Source organism: Rhizobium fabae (assembly GCF_003985135.1).
Lineage (GTDB): Bacteria > Pseudomonadota > Alphaproteobacteria > Rhizobiales > Rhizobiaceae > Rhizobium > Rhizobium pisi.
This window is the reverse complement of the sequence record NZ_ML133660.1, coordinates 113,623-131,657: the sequence shown is the minus strand read 5'-3', so window position 1 is coordinate 131,657 and position 18,035 is coordinate 113,623. Positions and strand designations below refer to the sequence as shown.

Genomic DNA, 18,035 nt, shown 5'->3' with positions numbered 1-18,035 from the left:
GTCCATTCAAAAGGATCACGACCATGCCAAGCACCATCCGCCTGCACCGCGTTTTCGCGACCACCCCGGAGAAGGTCTATCGCGCATTCATCGAAGCCGACGCGCTTGCCAAGTGGCTGCCGCCGAACGGCTTTCTCTGCACCGTGCATCACCTGGAGGCGTCCGTCGGCGGCACCTTCAGAATGTCCTTCCGCAACTTCACGACCGGCCACGCCCACGCCTTCGGCGGCGAATACCGCGAACTCGTCCCCGGCGAACTCGTCCGCTACACCGACAAGTTCGACGATCCGAACCTGCCCGGCGAAATGGAAGTCACCGTGACCCTGAAAAAGGTCTCGGTCGGCACCGAGGTGAATATCACCCAGGCCGGCGTGCCCGACGTGATCCCGCCGGAGGCCTGCTATCTCGGCTGGCAGGATTCGCTGCGCAATCTTGCCCAGGTGGTGGAGCCTGACATTAACGAGTAGGATGGGGATTGGCTGCGGTTGCCCCGGGGCGGCCGGCGCGGGTGCGCCGGCGCTCGATGAAAGCAAGAAGCAGTGTTGAGCGTGTGCTTCGAGGCTGCGCCCTGCGGGCTACGCACCTCAGCATGAGGAGCGGTGGAGGATGCCGCATAAGGGGACGTCGCACGTCCTTCTATTTGTCGTTCGCTTACGCTTCATGCTTTCGCTCCTATCGTCGCTCACCCCCTCATCCGGCTGCCGCCACCTTCTCCCCGCTGGGGAGAAGGGACCAGGCCGCAACGCCGTCATTCCCACAGCCGAAGTGTCGGAGGGAGCGAGGCGCTGCCAACGATTCCACTTCTCCCCCGCGGGGAGAAGATGCCGGCAGGCAGATGAGGGGGTGAGGAGCGAAAGCGACGCACGCCTTGAGCGGTAAGCGAAAGGCAGATGGCGATATCGCCGAACACCACCACGCGCCCTCAATAAGCATCAATTCCTGATCCCGCGTTTCGCCAGGGCGTGGCGTGCGGCGGTAGCGCCCCAGTCGTCGGAAAGGTCCTGTCTCTCGATCTCGGCTTCGGAGATCGGCGTTGCCAGGATCACCGGCACGGAGCCGAAGGGCAGGCCTTCGATCCGGTCGGCCGTGCGGCTGAGCATGATGCGGGTCAGCGGCGCGTAATCTTCCGTCAGCCGGCAGAAGAGGATGGCGCCGTGCTTTTCGACGTCGCGGGCGACGCGATGGCCGTCGGCCATGAGGTCGCCGATGTTGATCAGAAGGTTCGCCCAGTTGCTGATCCCGGCCTCATCCAGCGTTGCGGCATCGAACTCCATGAAGAGCTCGCATTCGACGCCATTTTCCGGATCGGCAATGCCTGCCCAGGGGGTGGAAAGGCCGTCGGTGGCGAGGATCAGCTTTCCCGGCGCATCGATGGCGAGGATGCGGCGGTGCGGGCCGAACCATTTCGTCTGATTGTAGATGTTGGCCGTTTCGCGCTCGGCGGCAAAACCCACCTGCAGCGCGCCGCGACCCTGCCAGAAGGCGCGCCGGGCGGCGGCCGCTTCCTCGTATGCCGGGTCGTCGGGCCCGCGCGGGACGATCGCTTCGTCAAAATTGGTTTCGAGCGTGACTTCCGCGCGCATGAAAGGAAATTTCGGCTTCTTCCAGCGGATCACCACCGTGTTGAAGTGCCTTGATGCGGCCGCATCGAGCTTTTCGACGACGTCGTCGATGATGCCGAGTGAATAGCTGGGATCCTCCGGAAGCTGCCTGCCTTGGGCATCGCGATAGCCGCCCGTGCGGGAGGAATGGCCGGCCTGCATTGTCGTGGCGGTCCATTCCCCGCTGACGGCGCCCGCCGGCGCCTTGCCGAGAACCGGGGCCAATTCCCGGATCGCATCGTCAATCGAATAGGATGCCACGTCGCCCCTCCGCCTTCGCTCACAGATCCCACTGCGGCAGAAATTAGGGCGGAGGCGTTGCCGATCAATGACGGGTGGCCCGAGAGAGCCTCAAGTTGGGGAGCCCGGGAGACTGCCGCCGCTCGGAATATCTTCCTTGCATGTGGGATGAGTCATGGGACAGAAGAGAGGGGGTGCCGTGGACACCCCCCTCTGGCCTGCCGGCCATCTCCCCCACAAGGAGGGAGATCGGCAAGACGCTGGACCTTCGGTCCCTCCCTTCCTCTCTCTCGTATCGAAGCACTTATGCGGTTGTTGTTTGGGTGGGCCGGTGCGCCCAGCCGATCTCCCTCCTTGTGGGGGAGATGGCCGGCAGGCCAGAGGGGGGTATCCCACGGCACGCCCTTTCGAAAAGCACCCCTCAATTGCTTCCGTCGTTCGGCCGCGCCTTGGCGCTGTCGTTGGTGGTCGAAGAGGCGGTTTTTCCGTCGGGTTGCTGACCGAAATAGGTGCCGCCGAGATGGCCGCCGGCGCTGGTGTTTTCGACCTGCCGTTCGGCGCGCTTCTGAAGTTCCCTAGCGTTGGTCTTGCTCATGTTCGGCTCCATTTTTGTGGTTGCGACCTCTGAACAACCGACGGGGGCCGACACTGTTCCATATTTTCCGGTCCGGTAAGGCTCTCTTGAGCGTCGGCATCCTCCAACGCTGCTCCCCGAACGAGGGGGCGCCCACCCAAGGTTACCCGCCAAAATAAGCCGGGTGGTCCATATCCGCTAGGAGATCCGGCTTCCTCGGCTGCCAGCCGAGCAGCGCCCGGGTATGTTCGCTTGATGTCGGAATGTCGAAACCCGCAAACATTCCAAACCAGCCGAAATGCTCCACCGCCTCTTCCTGCGAGAGCGAAACCGCCGGCACGCCGAGGCGGCGGCCGATCAGTTCGGCGATCTCACGGAAGCGCACGCCTTCTTCCGCTACCGCGAGGAAGGGGCCATCTTGCGGTCCGTGCTCCAGCGCCAGGCGATAGAGGCGGGCGGCATCGAGCCGGTGCACGGCCGGCCAGCGGTTCTCCCCATCGCCGATATAGGCGGAGACGCCCTTTTGCCGGGCGGTATCGATCAGGATCGGCACGAAGCCATGGTCGCCATGGCCGTGCACCGAGGGCGGAAGGCGGACGGTGGAGGCGTTGATGCCGCGGGCGGCAAGGGCTGCCGCCGTCGCCTCGGAAGCACGAGGATAGGTATCCGATGTCGGCAGCGGCGGGTCCTTTTCCGTGGCGATGCGGCCGGGCGCATGGCCGAGGCCTGCGGTGACGAGCAGCGGACGGGCGGAGCCTTCCAGCGCGGCGCTGAGCGCCTCGATGGCGCGCCGGTCGGCGGCGCAGTTTTCGGCGAATTTCGAGAAATCATGGTTGAAGGCCGTGTGGATGACGCCGTCGGTCTCGGCCGCGCCGCGCCTCAGGCCCTCCAGATCGTCGAGCGTGCCGCGCTGGACCTCGGCGCCTGATGCCGCCAGTTCCGCCGCTCCCTTGTCCGAACGGGCAAGGCCGAGCACCTGATGGCCGGCGCCCAGCAATTCGCTGACGACGGCCGAGCCGACCCAGCCGGTGGCTCCAGTGACGAATATGCGCATATCGATATCTCCTGATTGGACGGGACAGATATCGGCCGGGATGCTATCATGGTAAAGTAGTGATCTTATCATGGTATATAGGCTAACAGGATGAGCGAATTCGTCGCCTCGGACAATCGGCTGGGCACCTATCTCAAGGATCGCCGCGCCAAGCTCGATCCCGCCGCCTTCGGCTTCGGGGCGGAGCGGCGGCGCACGCCGGGGCTGCGGCGCGAGGAGGTGGCGGGCCGCGCCAATATCAGCCCGACCTGGTACACCTGGCTGGAGCAGGGCCGCGGCGGCGCGCCGTCCGCCGACGTGCTGGACCGGATCTCACGAGCGCTGATGCTGACCGATGTCGAGCGCGAACACCTTTTCCTCATCGGCCTCGGCCGCCCGCCCGAGGTGCGCTACCGCAGCGAACAGGGTGTCACGCCACGGCTGCAGGGCGTGCTCGATGCGCTGGACCCAAGCCCGGCGCTGATCCGAACCGCGATCTGGGACGTCGTCGCCTGGAACCGGGCGGCGACCGTGCTGCTCACCGATTACGCCGCGCTGCCGCCCGAAGAGCGCAACGTGCTGCGCTTCATCTTCCTCGACCCGCGCGTGCGGGCCGCCCAATATGACTGGGAAAGTGTCGCCCGCTTCGTCGTCGCCGCCTTCCGGGTGGATGCGGCGCGTGCAGGCGCGGCCGCCCAAGTGGAGCCGCTGGTCGACGAACTCTGCCGCAAGAGCCCGGAATTCCTCGCCATGTGGAGAGATAACGACGTGCGCACCCACGGCGAGGGCGCCAAGCACATCAAACATCCGGTCCTCGGCCGGCTCTCCTTTGAATATTCCTCCTTCCAGGTGGACGGCCGGCCGGATCTCAGCATGGTGGTTTACAATCCGGCGACGGCGGAGGATGTGGCGAAGATCAGGGGTTTGGTGGGCGAGGGGTGAGGGCAATTCGTCCATCGAGCAGTCATCATCGCCCCTTGAGGATCGGTGCACCCGCCTCGTCCTTCGAGGCTCCAGCCTTCGGCTTCCGCACCTCAGGATGAGGCTCTCTTGAATGTGGCGCGGCATCCTCTGCCGCCCCTCATGCTGAGGTGCGTAGCCCGCAGGGCGGAGCCTCGAAGCAGGCGCCGCAGGAAACGCTCTCTTGAGTGACAAAGCTGTGAAATGCTAAAATACCACTTTTGCTAGAAAATATGTTGACCTGCCCGGCCCCGGCTGCTTTCCTCCCGATCGACAAAGGCGAACGGATCTTGAAGGAGATATCCATGACGGAGCTTGCAAACCCTGTGGCGGTTGACGATGTCGGGAGCGCTTCCGAGAATGATGTGATTTCAGGCAATCTGCTGGCCAACGATCTGGCCGGGGCTTCCGGCCACATGTTTCTCAATTTCTTCGACGGCGAGCGGGTTCTTGCCAAGACGGCCGGGCAGGTCTCCGATATCCGGGGCGAACACGGCACGTTTCACGTCAGGGCCGACGGCTCCTACAGCTATACGCTGAACGAGGCCTCCAAGGCGGGTTTTCTCCAGGGGATGACGCTGACGGAGACGATCGGCTACAAGATTTCCGACGGCGCCGGCCATACCGATGTCGGTCACTTCAAGCTCGACGTTCATGGGGTCACGAGCCCGCCGGTGGCGGTCGATGACAGCTTCTCCTTCCACGAGGGAAGCGAGATGGCCCGCAACGTGCTTGCCAATGATCACGCGGGAGAGGTGGATACGCTCTTCCTGCGCTCGGTCAACGGCACGAACATTTCTGCCGGGCAGGGGCAGACGACCGATGTGGCCGGGCAATTCGGCACCTTCCATTTCTCGGCGAACGGAAGCTTCACCTATGATCTCGATCCGGCCGTGAAGGCCGGTCTCAATGACGGCGAGCATGTCACGGAGAAGCTTCAATACAAGGTCTCCGATGGCGCCGGTCATGCGGATGCCGGCGTGATCACGCTGACTGTCGACGGCGCGACGGACGGGAAGTCGGTGAATACGGATCATGTCGAGGCCCAAGCCGATGTCGTGCGCCCCTTCGATGACCATTACGAACTCCAGGGGGTGGCGATCGATCCGCTGACGGGCAAATTTTACGTCAGCTCCGGCCATGGTTTTCCGGATGATTCCATGGTGAGCATTTACGACAACGCAGCCGCATTCGAGGCCGGCCACGCCAGCGGCGCCATCTCTCTCGGCGACTACGACAAGGGCGAATATGACATCGGCGGAACCTATTTTTCGGTCCGCGGAGGCCAGATCATCGGAAGAACCAACGAGGCGAGAGGCGAGGACCCTTTCCCCGATCAGACTTATCTCGCAAAGTGGGATGCCGCCGACGGATCGCTCGATCAGAAGGGTGCTTCGATCCCCGGCCTTATCGGCCAGAACGGGGCGGGTACGTTCGACTGGGGCGGGTTCACGGCCGTCAATACGATGCAGGATTCGACCGGCATTTACGTCGTCGGCCGCCTCAACGATACCACCTGGCAGGTCTCCAAGATCGATCCCGACACGCTGAACCCGATCGAATCCAAGACCTTTTCAGCCGGCGGGCTCGGATACGGCTTTGCCGTCAACGGCACCTTCTTCTTCGGCGATTCCGCCGGCAGCGAGCACATCGGCACGGCATTCGACTTTGCGACCGGGGTCAAGACGGCAGTCGATGTCAACATCGCCATGTCAGGAGACCACTCCACCACCAACGTCGTCTATGACGCGGCGGCGGATTCCATCTACATCACCAACAGCATGACCGACGAAATCTCGGTGGTGCATCATGTCTCGGACATATTGTTCGCCTGATCCATACGCCTCGGCTGCCCCTCACCCTAACCCTCTCCCCGTAAAACGGGGCGAGGGGACGTGCCAAACGCAGCGTTGAGGGTGAGGAAGCCGGCGCGGCATGGCTCGCCCAGGCAGAGGTGGCGGCAGGCAGACGAAGTGCTGACTTTGCGTGGCGGATGATGCCGCCCAGTTCTGGGTAGGCGAAGTCGCCAGGCGCCTCAGCCGCGCCGGGCGGCTTCGATTGCGACGATGTCGATCTTGCGCATGGTCATCATCGCGTCGAAGGCGCGTTTGGCCTCTGCCGGGCTTGCCTTCAGGGCTTCGCCCAGCACGCGCGGGGTGATCTGCCAGGAAACGCCCCACTTGTCCTTGCACCAGCCGCAGGCGCTTTCCTCGCCGCCATTGTTGACGATGGCGTTCCAGTAGCGGTCGGTCTCTTCCTGATTTTCCGTGGCGATCTGGAAGGAGAAGCATTCGTTGTGCTTGATCGAGGGGCCGCCGTTGAGCCCGATGCAGGGAATGCCGGCCACGGTGAATTCGACGACCAGCACCTCTCCCTGCTTGCCATCGGGATAGTCTCCAGGCGCACGAACGATGGCGCCGATGGCGCTGCCGGGAAAGACCTCGGCATAGAAACGGGCGGCAGCCTCGGCATCCTTGTCGTACCAGAGGCAGATCGTGTTCTTGTTCAGCATCGGGCGGTCCTCTCGTTTGCCATCTGGGGGTTGAAATAAGAGGCGGACCGGCTTTCTCCAGTGCGTGGAAACCGTTTCTGGCCTGATGTTACCGATCTGTTGAAGTTTCCCCTGGGGCCGATGTCATGCAATCCTCCGGTTGAATAAATCCAGTTGCTTTGTTTTGTATTCTTCAGTATATATTTCTAATATAAGATAAATCGAACTGTGTTGGAAAGACGTTTTCGTGAAGTTCTGGGCGTTCATTGCGGCCTTTGTTCTGAGCTTACTGCTGTGGAGCAGTTTTTACTACGGTGGCCGTGGAATTTTCGGCGCGATTGATACTTTGCAGCGCTTTGCCGAAGGTGCAATCGGCGATAAATCAGAATAAATCGGGAGCGCGCAGCGGTTGAGGCTCTCTTGAGCCTTGGCCCAGCATCTTTTGCTTCCGCTGCTATGCCGCGGCATCTTCCTGCTCCCGCTATCATGGGTGCGGCAGCCTCCAACGCCCCTCATGCTGAGATGCGCAGCCCGAGAGGGCGGAGCCTCGAAGCATCCGCCGCAACGATGCTGCTTGCCTTCATCTGATGTCGCCGCCTGGGCGTCGTTGAGGCCGCCTACCTCATCGACATAAGATTGGTCATTGTTCCCGCCTTGATTTCGAGCGTCGGGCGATTGGGTGGGGGATAACCGATATCGTCCATCTGATCGCGCGTCAGCTCGGCCAATGTCCTTCGTGTCGCGGCTGCTTGCCAGCGTGCCTTGACTGCCACTATTATCGCAAGCGTGCTTTCAAACAGGCCTGTTTGCAATGTTCGGCGTGTGAGGAGAGAGTGTGTGTCGGTCATGGTCGATCTCCTTTCCTGATCGCTGTCGACCTTGCCATGCGGCTTGAGCGGCGCTGTTCGGCCGGGCGTGAACGGCGGCGAAAAAGCCGTTAAGTCAGCGTTAAATCGATCGACCGAACTGCCGATTTCGCCGGGGCGGTGACGATTGGAGGCAACTGGTGCGCATCCGTTTGCTTGGCGGCCTCGATGTCACTTCGCCCGAAGGCGAGCCGATCCGCTTTTCCATGCGCAAGACCTCGCTTCTTTTCGCGGCCCTGGTTCTGGCCGGCCGGCGCGGCCACCGGCGGGAGCCCTTGGCCGAGGCATTCTGGCCGGGACGTGGCGATGCGCAGGCGCGCAACAGCCTGCGGCAGGCGCTCGTCGATATCAGGCGGTCATTTCCGAGCGGCGGCGAGGCGGAAATCCGGATTGAGGGTGACCAGGACGGCGTCGTGCTGAAAGCCGAGATGCATGAGGTGGATGTCTGGCTGTTCGACCGAAAACTCGAGGAAGGCCGCCCTGCCGACCTGGCCCTCGCGGCCGATCTCTATCGCGACGACATCCTGACTGAAGTCGCCATTCCCGAGGAGCTCGATGAGTGGTTCGGATTCTATCGAACCACCTACCGGCGCAAGGCGCTGCAGCTGGTGGAGCGGTTGAGCCTCGTCCTGCCGGCAGCCGGTTCGGCCGAAGAGACCGCCTGCGAGAGCCTGGCGGAACGATTGCTCGCTTCCGATCCGACCGCCGAGCCCGCCCATCGCGCCTTGATCCGGATCCACGCCGGCCGGGGTCATGAAAACGCCGCCCGGCGCCAGTTCGAGCTATGCCACGCCGCCTTGAAAAAGCATGTCGGCGCCGAGCCGGAGGCGGAAACGAGTGCGCTTGCCGCATCGCTGCGGCCTGGTGACGGAAACGAAAATTCGCGCGCGATCCCGGCGCCGCAGGGCGTGGCAGAGCCCCGCGACGTGGCGGAGCCCCGCGGCGTGGCGAAGCCCCTCGGCATGCCGCAGCCGCCTGTCTCGTCCCACTCCGATCGCCCGTCGGTTGCCGTCCTGCCCTTTCAGAATCTGAGCGGGGACAAGGAGCAGGATTATTTCGCCGACGGCATCGTCGAGGACATCATCACCAAGCTCGCTCAGTTTCGCCATCTCTTCGTCATCGCCTGCCAGTCGAGCTTCGCCTACAGGGGCGAGCCTGTGGATACGCGGCAGATCGGCTTGAATCTCGGCGTGCGTTATATCGTCGAGGGAAGCGTGCGCAGGGCGGGCGAGCGGCTGCGGATCAGCGGGCAGCTCATCGATTCCTCGAGCGGGCTGCATCTGTGGGCCGATCGTTTCGATGGCGCGCTCACGGATGTCTTCGATCTCCAGGATCAGATCGCTTCCAGCATCGTCGGTGCGATCACGCCACGAGTCGAGGAGGCCGAGATCGAGCGCTCCAAACGCAAGCCGACCGAAAGCCTCGATGCCTATGACTATTATCTGCGCGGCGTGGCGATCCACGACAGAACTGCGATCAGCAGGGAAACCATCGATGCCGCCCTGCAGCTCTTCACGAAGGCGATTGAACGAGATCCGGCATTCGCCGCAGCCTATGCCAGGGCTGCGCGGTGTTACGCATCGCGCAAGAGCCATCGCTGGATGGCGGATCCTGCGAAGGAGACCGCCGAGGCGACCGGACTGGCGAGGAGAGCCATCGAACTTGGAAGAGACGACGCCATCGCTCTGTCCTATGGCGGCTATGTCCTCGGTTATGTCGGCGGCGATCTGGACGAGAGCGCGCTCTGCATCGACCGCGCGCTTGCGCTGAACGCCAACCTCGCCGTCGCCTGGGGCTACAGCGCCTGGATCGAGGCTTGCCTGGGAGAGCCGGAAAAAGCCATCGAGCGCGCCGCGCTCGCCATGCGCTTGAGCCCGCGCGATCCCCGCCTGTTTGCCTGGGAGTTCAACACGGCGCTCGCCTGTTTTTGCGCCGGGCGCTACATGGATGCTGTCGGATGGGCAAGAAGGGCTTTGCGCTCGCAGCCGAATTACGCCAGTGCGATCCGCGTCACGGCGGCAAGTTACGCTCTTGAAGGACAGATCCTTCAGGCGAGCGAGATGATGGCCCGCCTGCGCCAGCTCGATCCCACGCTGCGGCTATCCAACCTCTCGGACATCCTGCCGCCCTTTCGCCGGCCGGCTGATCGCGCCAACTATATCGAGGGGTTGCGAAGGGCCGGGCTTCCGGAGTGAGGGAAAGTTTGCGGGTGCGGCAGCCTCCAACGCCCCTCATGCTGAGGCGCGCAGCCCGGAAGGGCGAAGCCTCGAAGCACGCGCTGTGGCGGTGCTGCTTGCTTTCATCGGATGATACGTCTTCGCTCCGTCTCGGAGCCTGTCAGGTGGCTGGGAGATGGTCTTTAGTGCGTTGATGCCCTTGAAGCCGAAACAAGTAATGTGCCAAAGAGCAACTGATGAGGATCGTTGTTCGAAGTGCGATATAATGTCGATGGAATCGAAAGAAGGGGGAAGGGCGAATCCTCTCAGTAAACCGGTCAGGATTTTGCTTGCTGTGTGGCTGTTGCCGGGACTGCTTGCCATTTTCGTGAGGATGGCTGGCTTTATCTTCCTGCCGTCCATCGAATGGACATCCCACGCGGCCCTTCCTTCGATTGTGGCCGGTCTGCTCCCTGCGGCGTTGGTGTCATGGTTCGCCTTGAAAGTCATGGACTTTATTCCGATCGGCGATGGGAAGATGGCGATTGGCATGTTGTTATCCCCCTTCATTGCTTACTACCTGGGAAAGAACCTTGTGGCCATTGCCTTGCCGATGACGCTCGCCATAGTCGCGGGTCATCAGGTCGAGCTTTCCTTCACCGTGGCACATGCCGATGGATGGAGGGACATGAAATGCCGAACATCGGTTGAGCTCGAAGGCCTACCGTTTCTCTTTAATGAAATTTGCGGTGTTCGAGAGGACATCAGGACGAGTCTGTTGCCGGGCGGCCCCACCATCGTTACTGGTCGAGGCACCAGTTTAGGTCTGTTTGTCAAAAGTCTGCGTCCGTAGACGGTACAGCTCAACCGCCAAGCGGTGCTCCTTGCATTTATCCGGCGTCGGCGAGCCCGCCTCGTCGTTCGAGGCCCCTGCGGGGCGCCTCAGGATGAGGCTCTCTTGGCCGTTGACCCGCCCGCCATGCGGCCGGAGGAGTCCCGAAGGCGCGCGAAAATGCGCGGCTGAAGGCGGCTCGGTGGCGTACTCGGCGTCGTAGGCGATAGCGATCGGCTGGGCTGTTGTGGTGAGCACTATGCAGACGAGCGGAGGCCGATCTGCTCGACGGCGTGGTTATCGTCGGTGCCAGCGCCATGCATGCGGAGATCAGCCAAGGGGCAGAGACGCTCTCTTTTTGACGGGATCGCCGGGAGATCGCGGTCACAACTTCGTGCGCGAGGGCGAAGGCGGAAGACCGGCATGAACCAAAGCCGGATTGCGGGGTTTAGAGAACGCCCGCATTTCCAACGGAGGACCGATCGTCATGCAAAGATTCCTGCTCTCCGGCCTTGCGCTTGCCGCGCTCGCTGGAGCCGCCTTCGCCCAGGAGCCGTCCGCCGCGCCTTCATCAGGCGCGGCACCGCCGCCCGCAGCCGATGCGGGCTCGCCGCCTCCGCCGCCCCGCGACGAAGCCATGCCAGATGGATCGTCGAGAGACCGCTTCGCCTTCCGGGGACACGGCTGGAGAGGCGATATGGGCCTCTACCGCGGCCAACATCGTGGCCCGCCGCCATCCAAGGCCGCCCGCTTCCGGATCGAGGACGGAGATACCAGGATCGATCTGAAATGCGCGGAGGACGAACCGATGAAGGCCTGCGCCGATCTTCTGCTTCAGGTCATGGACCGCCTGCAGGGCCCGGCGCAGCCTTGATTGGGCGCGGCATCCTTCAACGGGCCTCCGGAATGGAGAGAGGGCGTGCGTGGGGACACCCCCCTCTGCCCCGCCGGGCATCTCCCCCACAGGTGGGGAGATCGGCTGGGCGCGCTGGCTTCCCCAAACAACTGGCCATCACATGAATCGTAAATTCATGGCGAGGCATTGCCTCCTGCCGATCTCCCTCCTTGTGGGGGAGATGCCCGGCAGGGCAGAGGGGGGCGACACGGCACACCTTTCAAGTAAGTATCTCGCGCTCAAGACAGCCTCATCCTGAGCTGCGCGGCCCGCAGGCCGGCGCCTCGAAGGATCGCGCCGCGGCGCTGCTCCCTGCATCCCAGATTTGGTCAAGTGGATTTCCTTGACGCCCGGCCGCATCCATATGAGATTATCCTTATAGGGGGCTTCGATGACATCCGTCAGGGTCAATGAGCTGATATCGGTGGCGGGGCAGCCCGAGGCCGCCGATTTTGCCGATTTTGCCGCGCGCGGCTTTGCCGGCGTCATCAATGCCCGGCCGGATGGCGAGGAGCCTGGTCAGCCGGGCAATGCGGCGGAAAAGGCGGCGGCTGCCGCCGCCGGGCTTTTCTACGGTTTCGTGCCGGTGAAGGGGCCCGAGATTACCGAGGCCGATATCCGCGCCTTCCAGGCGGCGATGGCCGCGGCCAAGGGGCCGGTGCTTGCCCATTGCAAGAGCGGCACCCGGGCGCTGACGCTCTATGCGCTGGGCGAGGTGCTCGACGGGCGGATGCCAACTGGCGATGTCGAGGTCTTCGGCCAGAGCCACGGCTTCGATCTTGCCGGGGCGCGGCGCTTTCTGGAGAAGCGGGCAGGGCAGGCGCCCGAGGTGACGGCCTTCTTCCATCCCGCCACATCGAGCGTGCAATATGTCGTGGCCGACCCGGCGACGAAACGCTGCGCCATCATCGACCCGGTGCTCGATTTCGACGAGACCTCGGGGGCGACGGCGACCACCAGCGCCGATGCCATCCTCGCCTTTATCGCGGCCGAGCGGCTGACGCTCGAATGGATCCTCGACACCCACCCGCATGCCGACCATTTCTCTGCCGCCCATTACCTGAAAGGCAGAACCGGCGTGCCGACGGCGATCGGCGCCCATGTCACCGAGGTGCAGGCGCTCTGGAAGGAGATCTACAACTGGCCGGCGCTTGCCACCGACGGCTCGCAATGGGACCGGCTGTTTGCCGATGGCGACACGTTCAAGATTGGCGCGCTTGATGCCCGGGTGATGTTTTCCCCCGGCCATACGCTGGCCTCCGTCACCTACCTGATCGGCGACGCCGCCTTCGTGCACGACACGGTGTTCACGCCTGATTCCGGCACGGCGCGCACCGATTTTCCCGGCGGCAGCGCCAGCGCCCTCTGGCACTCGATCCAGGCGATCTTGTCGCTGCCCGAGGAGACCCGCCTGTTCTCCGGCCACGACTACCAGCCGGGCGGCCGCCACCCGCGCTGGGAAAGCACGGTCGCCGCCCAGAAACGCGACAATCCGCATATCGCAGGCAAGGACGAGGCCGCCTACGTGGCGCTGCGCCAGGCGCGCGACCGGACACTGGCGAAACCGAAGCTGATGCTGCACGCGCTGCAGGTGAATATCCGCGGCGGGAGGCTGCCGGAGCCGGAGGAGAATGGCAGGCGGTATCTGAAGATACCGCTGGATGCGCTTTAGCGGTTTCGCGGCTGGCGCAAAGGCAACCTTTCCGTCACTGATATCCCATCGAGCGCAGCAACATGTTCATGCCGAAGAATCCGGCCAAAGCGACGATGCCGATCATCACGCACAGGACCCATCCGACCGGCGTCAGCGTCTGCCGCGCGACGTCACGGTAGGGATATCGATTGCCGGTCGCCAGGAAATAGATGCCGAAAACCAGGCACAGCCCGATGACGACGGTGGCGCGCGGCATCCAGCTCACCACATCGGCGCCGAGACTTGCCTCCTGCAGCGGCAGCCAGATCGCCTGCCAAGCGATCACGCCAGCCAAAGCCAAGCAGAAGATGCCGCCGATCCTGTATCGTGCTTCCATCGAAATCTCCCCCGTGCTGAGTTCTGCTTGAGCTTATAGGCTGATTTCTGCGAGGAAAGGTAGTGGAGTGCAGAATTGCTCGCGTGATCAGAAGATTTGCGATCCCGGGAGGACGCGCTCGAAAGCATCCTGAGGTGGGTTTCCAGGCCGGCGATGAGCCGAGCTCAGCCTGAAGGTTCGGGAACGTCGGCATGGCTGTCAATTCTCGTGCCGGGATGAACGCGAACACATTCAAGCACCTGGCTATCCATCAGGTCTTGCACCAGGGATTCCGATCCACCGACCAGGGTGAACGTCAGGTCGTAATCGCTGCAGACGAGCCAGCTACGATCCTCAGGGAACCAATGCGTCGGCGTCAGGCGTACGCCAGGAACGTCATCGGGAAAAGCGGCTGCCTCGTCGAGTGTCCCTCGAAATACCAGATCTTCCATGTCCTCGGTCGCGAGCAGCCAGAAATGAAAAAAGCAGGAACCTGCCGGCGTGCGGCGACGGAGAACAGATATGAGCGCGTCGCGCTCGATCGGAGCCAGAGTTCCTTCGTCAGGGCCGATCAGTCGTTTCGGCCAGCTGCCGCCGACGAAGTGCCGCGTAAAGGACCATACCGATAATGTCGGGGCATAGGGAATGCCAAGGGCACTGCAAAGCGCGCGCCAGCGAAGTGGAAAGAGCTGAGAGTCTGACGTGGGTCCACCATAAACCATCGTCGCGCTGCGGAGGATCGTTGCTTCTAAATCCTGCTGCTCTCCTGAGGTGGGCTGGCTGAAACGCAGGGCGTGTTCGTGCCAGGTCAGTTGCATATCCTCGACCGTCAGATCCTCGTAGAGCGGGTGGAATATTTTCACATAGGCAGGGTAGATCGGCGGGATGAGCCGCGACACCGTACCCAGTGTTTCCGGCGATGCCTTCGCAATGCTGTGTTTGATCCAATCAATTTCGGAAAGGTCTGTGAAGCGCTGCATGGTTTACTGCTTTTCGAGGGACAAGATGATCTGACTGGAGGAGCCGTTTGCGCGTCTGGGCGCTACAAAAGGTGAGAGTTCAGTAGCGCGTCGTCGAAAGATCGGGGAAACGCGGCCCGGCGCCGGCGTCGGCGGGGTAATCGAGTTCATTGGCCAAGGTGCTGTATTTCTTCTCAATGTCTTGAGCGGCAGTCGACGCTGAGAGCCCGAAATACCGGCGCACGGATGAGCTTCGTTCGGATGCCAGTTGCGCTGCTGTGTTGAGCCTTTCGATCGTCATCAGTGCATCCATCCACTCGCGGTGCTCCTTGCGGTCCAGTTGGTCCAATTGGGTGAGCAGCACGCCGCAGATCCGCCGTGCCGTCACGGCAGCATTCATGGCGCCATCAGTCAGCTCGACGCGTTGCGAGAGGATTTCCAGAAGCTCATGAAGCGTCAGCAGATGCTCCCTAATCCTGACGAAAGCCTGGAAGGACAGGGGCGATCCCATCGAATTCAAAATCCGCTTCGACATTTCGAAATAGGCGACGACCTGATCGGTCGCCGAGCAGGCATCACGAACAATCGCCTTTCGCTGCTTCTCTAACAGCTCGCGATCGAATTTCCTTTGGCGTTCTTGCAGCCGATAGCCCGATAGCGCCACGATGATTGCGATGGAAGACACCACCCCGGAAAACCAGTCGGCCATCGATCCCATATCCACAGTCCCCGTCGCCATGCGCAAACTCCTTTGAATTCGTCTGGAAAGCACAGAAGCAGAGATAGCCGCGACAAGTCAAAACCCTTCATGGAGCCAAGAGAGCTTCATCCTTGGCCGCGAGCGGGGTGGGGCAACTCACGCACATTTTGGGACGGCATTAGAGTTTGAACAGATAAAACTGTATCGAGGCATCTTCGATCGGTGAAAAGCCGCGGTAAAATGTCTTGGCCACGTCGTTATCATGTTCCGTGGCAAGCCAGGCCTCTTCACATCCCAATTCGCGGCTCCATTCAAAGAGTTCGGTCAACATGGCTGCCGCAATACCCTGGCGGCGATGCGTCGACATCGATCCCAGGTCATCGACATAAAGTTCGGCCGCCTTGTCGATGTGGCAGTGAATGACGCCGGCGCACTGGCCGACCATCAGCCCGTCCTGCACCGCGGCAACCATCATATGGCTTGGCGAACTGAGGTAGATGGCGAGGCGGGCCGGTTCAACCGGTGCATCGAAGACATCGTCGGCAATATTGGCGAACAGGGCTTCGTCGCCGGGGCGCAGGCGCTTTATGGCAAAGGTCATGGAATGCTCTCTTCCTCATCGCGGGGGGAAACCAGCTGAGGCTCTTGATGTCACCTGTCGGTGTTGCGGCGCGTGCTTCGAGGCTCCGCCCTCGCGGGCTGCGCGCCTCAGCATGAGGGGCGTTGGAGAATGCCGCGCCGCCGTCCGCGAGATCGGCGACGTCAGGATCCTCCAACGCCGAGGGCAACGAGAAGCTCGTCCAGTTGCTCGAACTGCTCGGGCATCCCGCCCTCCGCCCCGGAATTGGCGTCGAACGCTTCCTTCGAGGGATAGAGTTCGTGCAGCACCAGCAGCGTCTTGCCGCCTTTTTCCTCGAAGGTCACCGTGGTCACGGCAGCGTCATCACTTTCCTCATTCGTCCAGACCAGGCGCGCGTTCGGTATCACTTCGAGATATTTGCCGAAGAATTCCATGGCGCTCGAGGCATCGTGGCCAAACGCAACACGGTAGCCGCCTCCGACGCGAACATCCATGTCGCAGGAAAGCATAGGCACGCCCATCGACTTCGGCGCCCACCACCGCATGAACAGCTCGGGCTTGGTCCACGCTTGAAACACGATATGTACCGGGCCGTTGAAGGTTCGCGTCACGACGAGCTCACGCTCGGACGTCCGTTCCACCGTCGTGCGGTTCTTCATGGGGGTAGGCTTACTCTCCATCGTCCTTCTCCTTCTGTTTCAGTTCCTCGACAATCTTGTCCAATTCGTCGAAGCGCGCGTCCCAGAGCTGGCGATAGCTCTCGATCCATGCCGCCTCTTCCTCCAGCCGTCGCACACCGAGCTTGCAGGTGCGTACGCGCCCGACCTTCTCCGTGGTAACGAGCCCCGCCTGCTCCAGCACGCCGACGTGCTTCTTCATACCCGTGAGGGTCATGTGGAACTTCTCGGCAAGCTCAGTGATCGAAGCATCCGCACGTCCGAGCTGCTCCAGAACGCCACGTCGGGTGGCGTCCGAGAGCGCAGCGAACGAGGCATCGAGACGGGTTTTAGAATACTGAACCATTCGGTTCAGTATCTAGCACACGGATTGGCGACAGACAAGGGGAGATCGTGGCAGTCAGGTGCGGGATCGATCCCGCAGATTTGCCAGGCGAACCTGCGGGAAGATTGGCTGAAACGGACCGCGGGTGCTATTTCAGCGGCAAGAACAGTTCCGCGACCGCCTCGTGCTCCGCCACCTCCGGGAAGAGGCTCAGCCGCTGGCAGTAGAGCGGGAAGTCGCGTGCTTCCTCGCCGCTTGCCGGAAGCCAGTCGCGATAGAGGTAGAGGGCGGCGGGCTCCAGATTGTCGGTGTGGCCGACGACGCGCAGAACCGCGCAGCGTCCGCCAGGGATCTCGCCAGTCTTGATCTCGCCAGTCTTGATCTCTTCGCCGTTCGCCTTGATCGGCTGGTCGGTGCCGACGCAAAGGTCGACGCTGTAATCGGCAGGCGAGGCAGGGCGGCGCTCGGAACGCCAGACATTGAAGGTCGGGCTTGTGCTGGGGTGGAGACCGGCGGCCTGGCGCCAGGCGATGAACCGCTGGATGGTGGCGCCGAGCGTGGCCGGGTCGCCCCGATGTTCCATGATGGCCACCGGTGTCGTGGGCACATCGCGTATCGTCACGTCGTCAGTGGTATAGGTTTTCTGCATGAGCTTGCTCCTCGCGTTGTCGAAAGGCCCGAAGGCCGCAAGCCACGGCTCCCAATCGGGAGACTTCCGGAACGAGGATGGCGATTGCCCGAACCTTTGCCGAAAGGCGCGGGCGAAGGCATCGGGTGCGGTATAACCGGCATCCATCCCTATATCGGTGACGCTTGTGGCATCCCTGTAGGCCAGCCGGTATGAAGCGCGCTTCATGCGGGCGAGCTTGATATAGCGATGCACGGACAGACCGAAAGTCGCCGTGAACTGCCGGTGGAAGTGATATTTCGAATAGGCTGCGACGCTGCTCAGCGTGTCCAGGTCCAGATCATCGTCCAGACGCCGGTCTATGTACTCCAGCACCCGCTGCATCCGGGCATGGTAGGCTTGAAGCGCCGCCTTCATCGTTCCGCCCTCCGTGGCCGCACCAACTAAGCGCACCGGGATATCAGGCGCTCGACCGATCTTGCGGTTTTCGCCAGGGATCGCACGGGTAC

At 62.5% G+C, this 18,035-nt stretch carries 20 protein-coding genes and 2 pseudogenes; 9 read left to right on the top strand and 13 right to left on the bottom strand.

Annotated elements, in window-relative coordinates; genetic code table 11:
* Nucleotides 1-23 precede the first annotated feature (23 nt).
* A complete protein-coding gene (locus EFB14_RS28020; RefSeq protein ID WP_126829719.1) occupies nucleotides 24-467 on the top strand; it encodes an SRPBCC family protein in 444 nt (147 codons plus the stop codon).
* Between the two features lie 465 nt (nucleotides 468-932).
* Here the strand turns inward: EFB14_RS28020 and EFB14_RS28015 are convergent, their stop codons facing one another.
* The 3 genes from EFB14_RS28015 to EFB14_RS28005 all read right to left on the bottom strand — a co-directional run bounded on the left by EFB14_RS28015 (nucleotide 933) and on the right by EFB14_RS28005 (nucleotide 3,469).
* On the bottom strand, nucleotides 933-1,862 hold the full coding sequence (locus EFB14_RS28015; protein ID WP_126829718.1) for a hypothetical protein: 930 nt from the start codon (nucleotides 1,860-1,862) through the stop codon (nucleotides 933-935).
* 400 nt (nucleotides 1,863-2,262) lie between these two features.
* Entirely contained in the window at nucleotides 2,263-2,436 is a 174-nt protein-coding gene (locus tag EFB14_RS33100) for a hypothetical protein (RefSeq protein ID WP_164737602.1), read from the bottom strand.
* Nucleotides 2,437-2,578: 142 nt separating this feature from the next.
* Nucleotides 2,579-3,469, bottom strand: a complete 891-nt coding sequence (locus EFB14_RS28005; RefSeq protein WP_126829717.1) for an SDR family oxidoreductase — start codon at nucleotides 3,467-3,469, stop codon at nucleotides 2,579-2,581.
* Between the two features lie 90 nt (nucleotides 3,470-3,559).
* On the opposite strand from EFB14_RS28005, the gene EFB14_RS28000 reads away from it, so the two are divergent.
* Both EFB14_RS28000 and EFB14_RS27995 read left to right on the top strand, forming a co-directional pair.
* Complete coding sequence (locus EFB14_RS28000) at nucleotides 3,560-4,390, top strand: helix-turn-helix transcriptional regulator (RefSeq protein ID WP_126829716.1); 831 nt, start codon at nucleotides 3,560-3,562, stop codon at nucleotides 4,388-4,390.
* 323 nt (nucleotides 4,391-4,713) lie between these two features.
* Nucleotides 4,714-6,243: an Ig-like domain-containing protein gene (locus EFB14_RS27995; protein WP_126829715.1), complete on the top strand. Its 1,530-nt coding sequence runs from the start codon at nucleotides 4,714-4,716 to the stop codon at nucleotides 6,241-6,243.
* 200 nt (nucleotides 6,244-6,443) lie between these two features.
* On the opposite strand, the gene EFB14_RS27990 is transcribed toward EFB14_RS27995, so the two are convergent.
* Nucleotides 6,444-6,917, bottom strand: a complete 474-nt coding sequence (locus EFB14_RS27990) for a VOC family protein (protein WP_126829778.1) — start codon at nucleotides 6,915-6,917, stop codon at nucleotides 6,444-6,446.
* A gap of 229 nt (nucleotides 6,918-7,146) precedes the next feature.
* Between EFB14_RS27990 and EFB14_RS33095 the strand changes: the two genes are divergently transcribed.
* The gene (locus EFB14_RS33095) at nucleotides 7,147-7,290 is read left to right on the top strand and encodes a hypothetical protein (protein ID WP_164737601.1); all 144 of its coding nucleotides are present in this window, start codon (nucleotides 7,147-7,149) and stop codon (nucleotides 7,288-7,290) included.
* Nucleotides 7,291-7,516: 226 nt separating this feature from the next.
* On the opposite strand, the gene EFB14_RS27985 is transcribed toward EFB14_RS33095, so the two are convergent.
* The gene (locus tag EFB14_RS27985) at nucleotides 7,517-7,747 is read right to left on the bottom strand and encodes a hypothetical protein (RefSeq protein WP_126829714.1); all 231 of its coding nucleotides are present in this window, start codon (nucleotides 7,745-7,747) and stop codon (nucleotides 7,517-7,519) included.
* A 158-nt stretch (nucleotides 7,748-7,905) separates the two neighbouring features.
* Between EFB14_RS27985 and EFB14_RS27980 the strand changes: the two genes are divergently transcribed.
* Both EFB14_RS27980 and EFB14_RS27975 read left to right on the top strand, forming a co-directional pair.
* Nucleotides 7,906-9,960, top strand: coding sequence for a BTAD domain-containing putative transcriptional regulator (locus tag EFB14_RS27980; protein ID WP_126829713.1), 2,055 nt, complete (start codon nucleotides 7,906-7,908; stop codon nucleotides 9,958-9,960).
* Between the two features lie 253 nt (nucleotides 9,961-10,213).
* Entirely contained in the window at nucleotides 10,214-10,774 is a 561-nt protein-coding gene (locus EFB14_RS27975; protein ID WP_164737600.1) for a hypothetical protein, read from the top strand.
* A gap of 37 nt (nucleotides 10,775-10,811) precedes the next feature.
* Here the strand turns inward: EFB14_RS27975 and EFB14_RS33595 are convergent.
* Nucleotides 10,812-11,002, bottom strand: a pseudogene (locus tag EFB14_RS33595) (hypothetical protein); the annotation flags it as partial.
* 29 nt (nucleotides 11,003-11,031) lie between these two features.
* On the opposite strand from EFB14_RS33595, the pseudogene EFB14_RS33590 reads away from it, so the two are divergent.
* The 3 genes and pseudogenes from EFB14_RS33590 to blh form a co-directional block, all read left to right on the top strand.
* Nucleotides 11,032-11,115 (top strand): annotated as a pseudogene (locus EFB14_RS33590) (DsrE family protein); the annotation flags it as partial.
* A gap of 125 nt (nucleotides 11,116-11,240) precedes the next feature.
* Nucleotides 11,241-11,627: a hypothetical protein gene (locus EFB14_RS27960; RefSeq protein ID WP_126829712.1), complete on the top strand. Its 387-nt coding sequence runs from the start codon at nucleotides 11,241-11,243 to the stop codon at nucleotides 11,625-11,627.
* Between the two features lie 412 nt (nucleotides 11,628-12,039).
* The gene (gene blh / locus EFB14_RS27950; protein WP_126829711.1) at nucleotides 12,040-13,320 is read left to right on the top strand and encodes a bifunctional sulfur transferase/dioxygenase Blh; all 1,281 of its coding nucleotides are present in this window, start codon (nucleotides 12,040-12,042) and stop codon (nucleotides 13,318-13,320) included.
* A 34-nt stretch (nucleotides 13,321-13,354) separates the two neighbouring features.
* On the opposite strand, the gene EFB14_RS27945 is transcribed toward blh, so the two are convergent.
* The 7 genes from EFB14_RS27945 to EFB14_RS27915 all read right to left on the bottom strand — a co-directional run bounded on the left by EFB14_RS27945 (nucleotide 13,355) and on the right by EFB14_RS27915 (nucleotide 17,943).
* Complete coding sequence (locus tag EFB14_RS27945) at nucleotides 13,355-13,678, bottom strand: hypothetical protein (RefSeq protein ID WP_126829710.1); 324 nt, start codon at nucleotides 13,676-13,678, stop codon at nucleotides 13,355-13,357.
* Nucleotides 13,679-13,842: 164 nt separating this feature from the next.
* Nucleotides 13,843-14,637 carry a hypothetical protein gene (locus tag EFB14_RS27940; RefSeq protein ID WP_126829709.1) on the bottom strand — a complete coding sequence of 265 codons (795 nt, stop codon included), beginning with the start codon at nucleotides 14,635-14,637 and terminating at the stop codon, nucleotides 13,843-13,845.
* A gap of 79 nt (nucleotides 14,638-14,716) precedes the next feature.
* The gene (locus tag EFB14_RS27935) at nucleotides 14,717-15,325 is read right to left on the bottom strand and encodes a hypothetical protein (RefSeq protein WP_126829708.1); all 609 of its coding nucleotides are present in this window, start codon (nucleotides 15,323-15,325) and stop codon (nucleotides 14,717-14,719) included.
* A 169-nt stretch (nucleotides 15,326-15,494) separates the two neighbouring features.
* Nucleotides 15,495-15,917 carry a GNAT family N-acetyltransferase gene (locus EFB14_RS27930; RefSeq protein ID WP_126829707.1) on the bottom strand — a complete coding sequence of 141 codons (423 nt, stop codon included), beginning with the start codon at nucleotides 15,915-15,917 and terminating at the stop codon, nucleotides 15,495-15,497.
* A 161-nt stretch (nucleotides 15,918-16,078) separates the two neighbouring features.
* Nucleotides 16,079-16,555 carry an SRPBCC family protein gene (locus EFB14_RS27925; RefSeq protein WP_126829774.1) on the bottom strand — a complete coding sequence of 159 codons (477 nt, stop codon included), beginning with the start codon at nucleotides 16,553-16,555 and terminating at the stop codon, nucleotides 16,079-16,081.
* A gap of 10 nt (nucleotides 16,556-16,565) precedes the next feature.
* Nucleotides 16,566-16,919 (bottom strand): ArsR/SmtB family transcription factor, encoded by a 354-nt coding sequence (locus tag EFB14_RS27920; protein ID WP_126829706.1) that lies wholly within the window; start codon nucleotides 16,917-16,919, stop codon nucleotides 16,566-16,568.
* Between the two features lie 127 nt (nucleotides 16,920-17,046).
* Nucleotides 17,047-17,943 (bottom strand): AraC family transcriptional regulator, encoded by an 897-nt coding sequence (locus tag EFB14_RS27915; protein ID WP_126829705.1) that lies wholly within the window; start codon nucleotides 17,941-17,943, stop codon nucleotides 17,047-17,049.
* Between the last annotated feature and the right edge of the window lie 92 nt (nucleotides 17,944-18,035).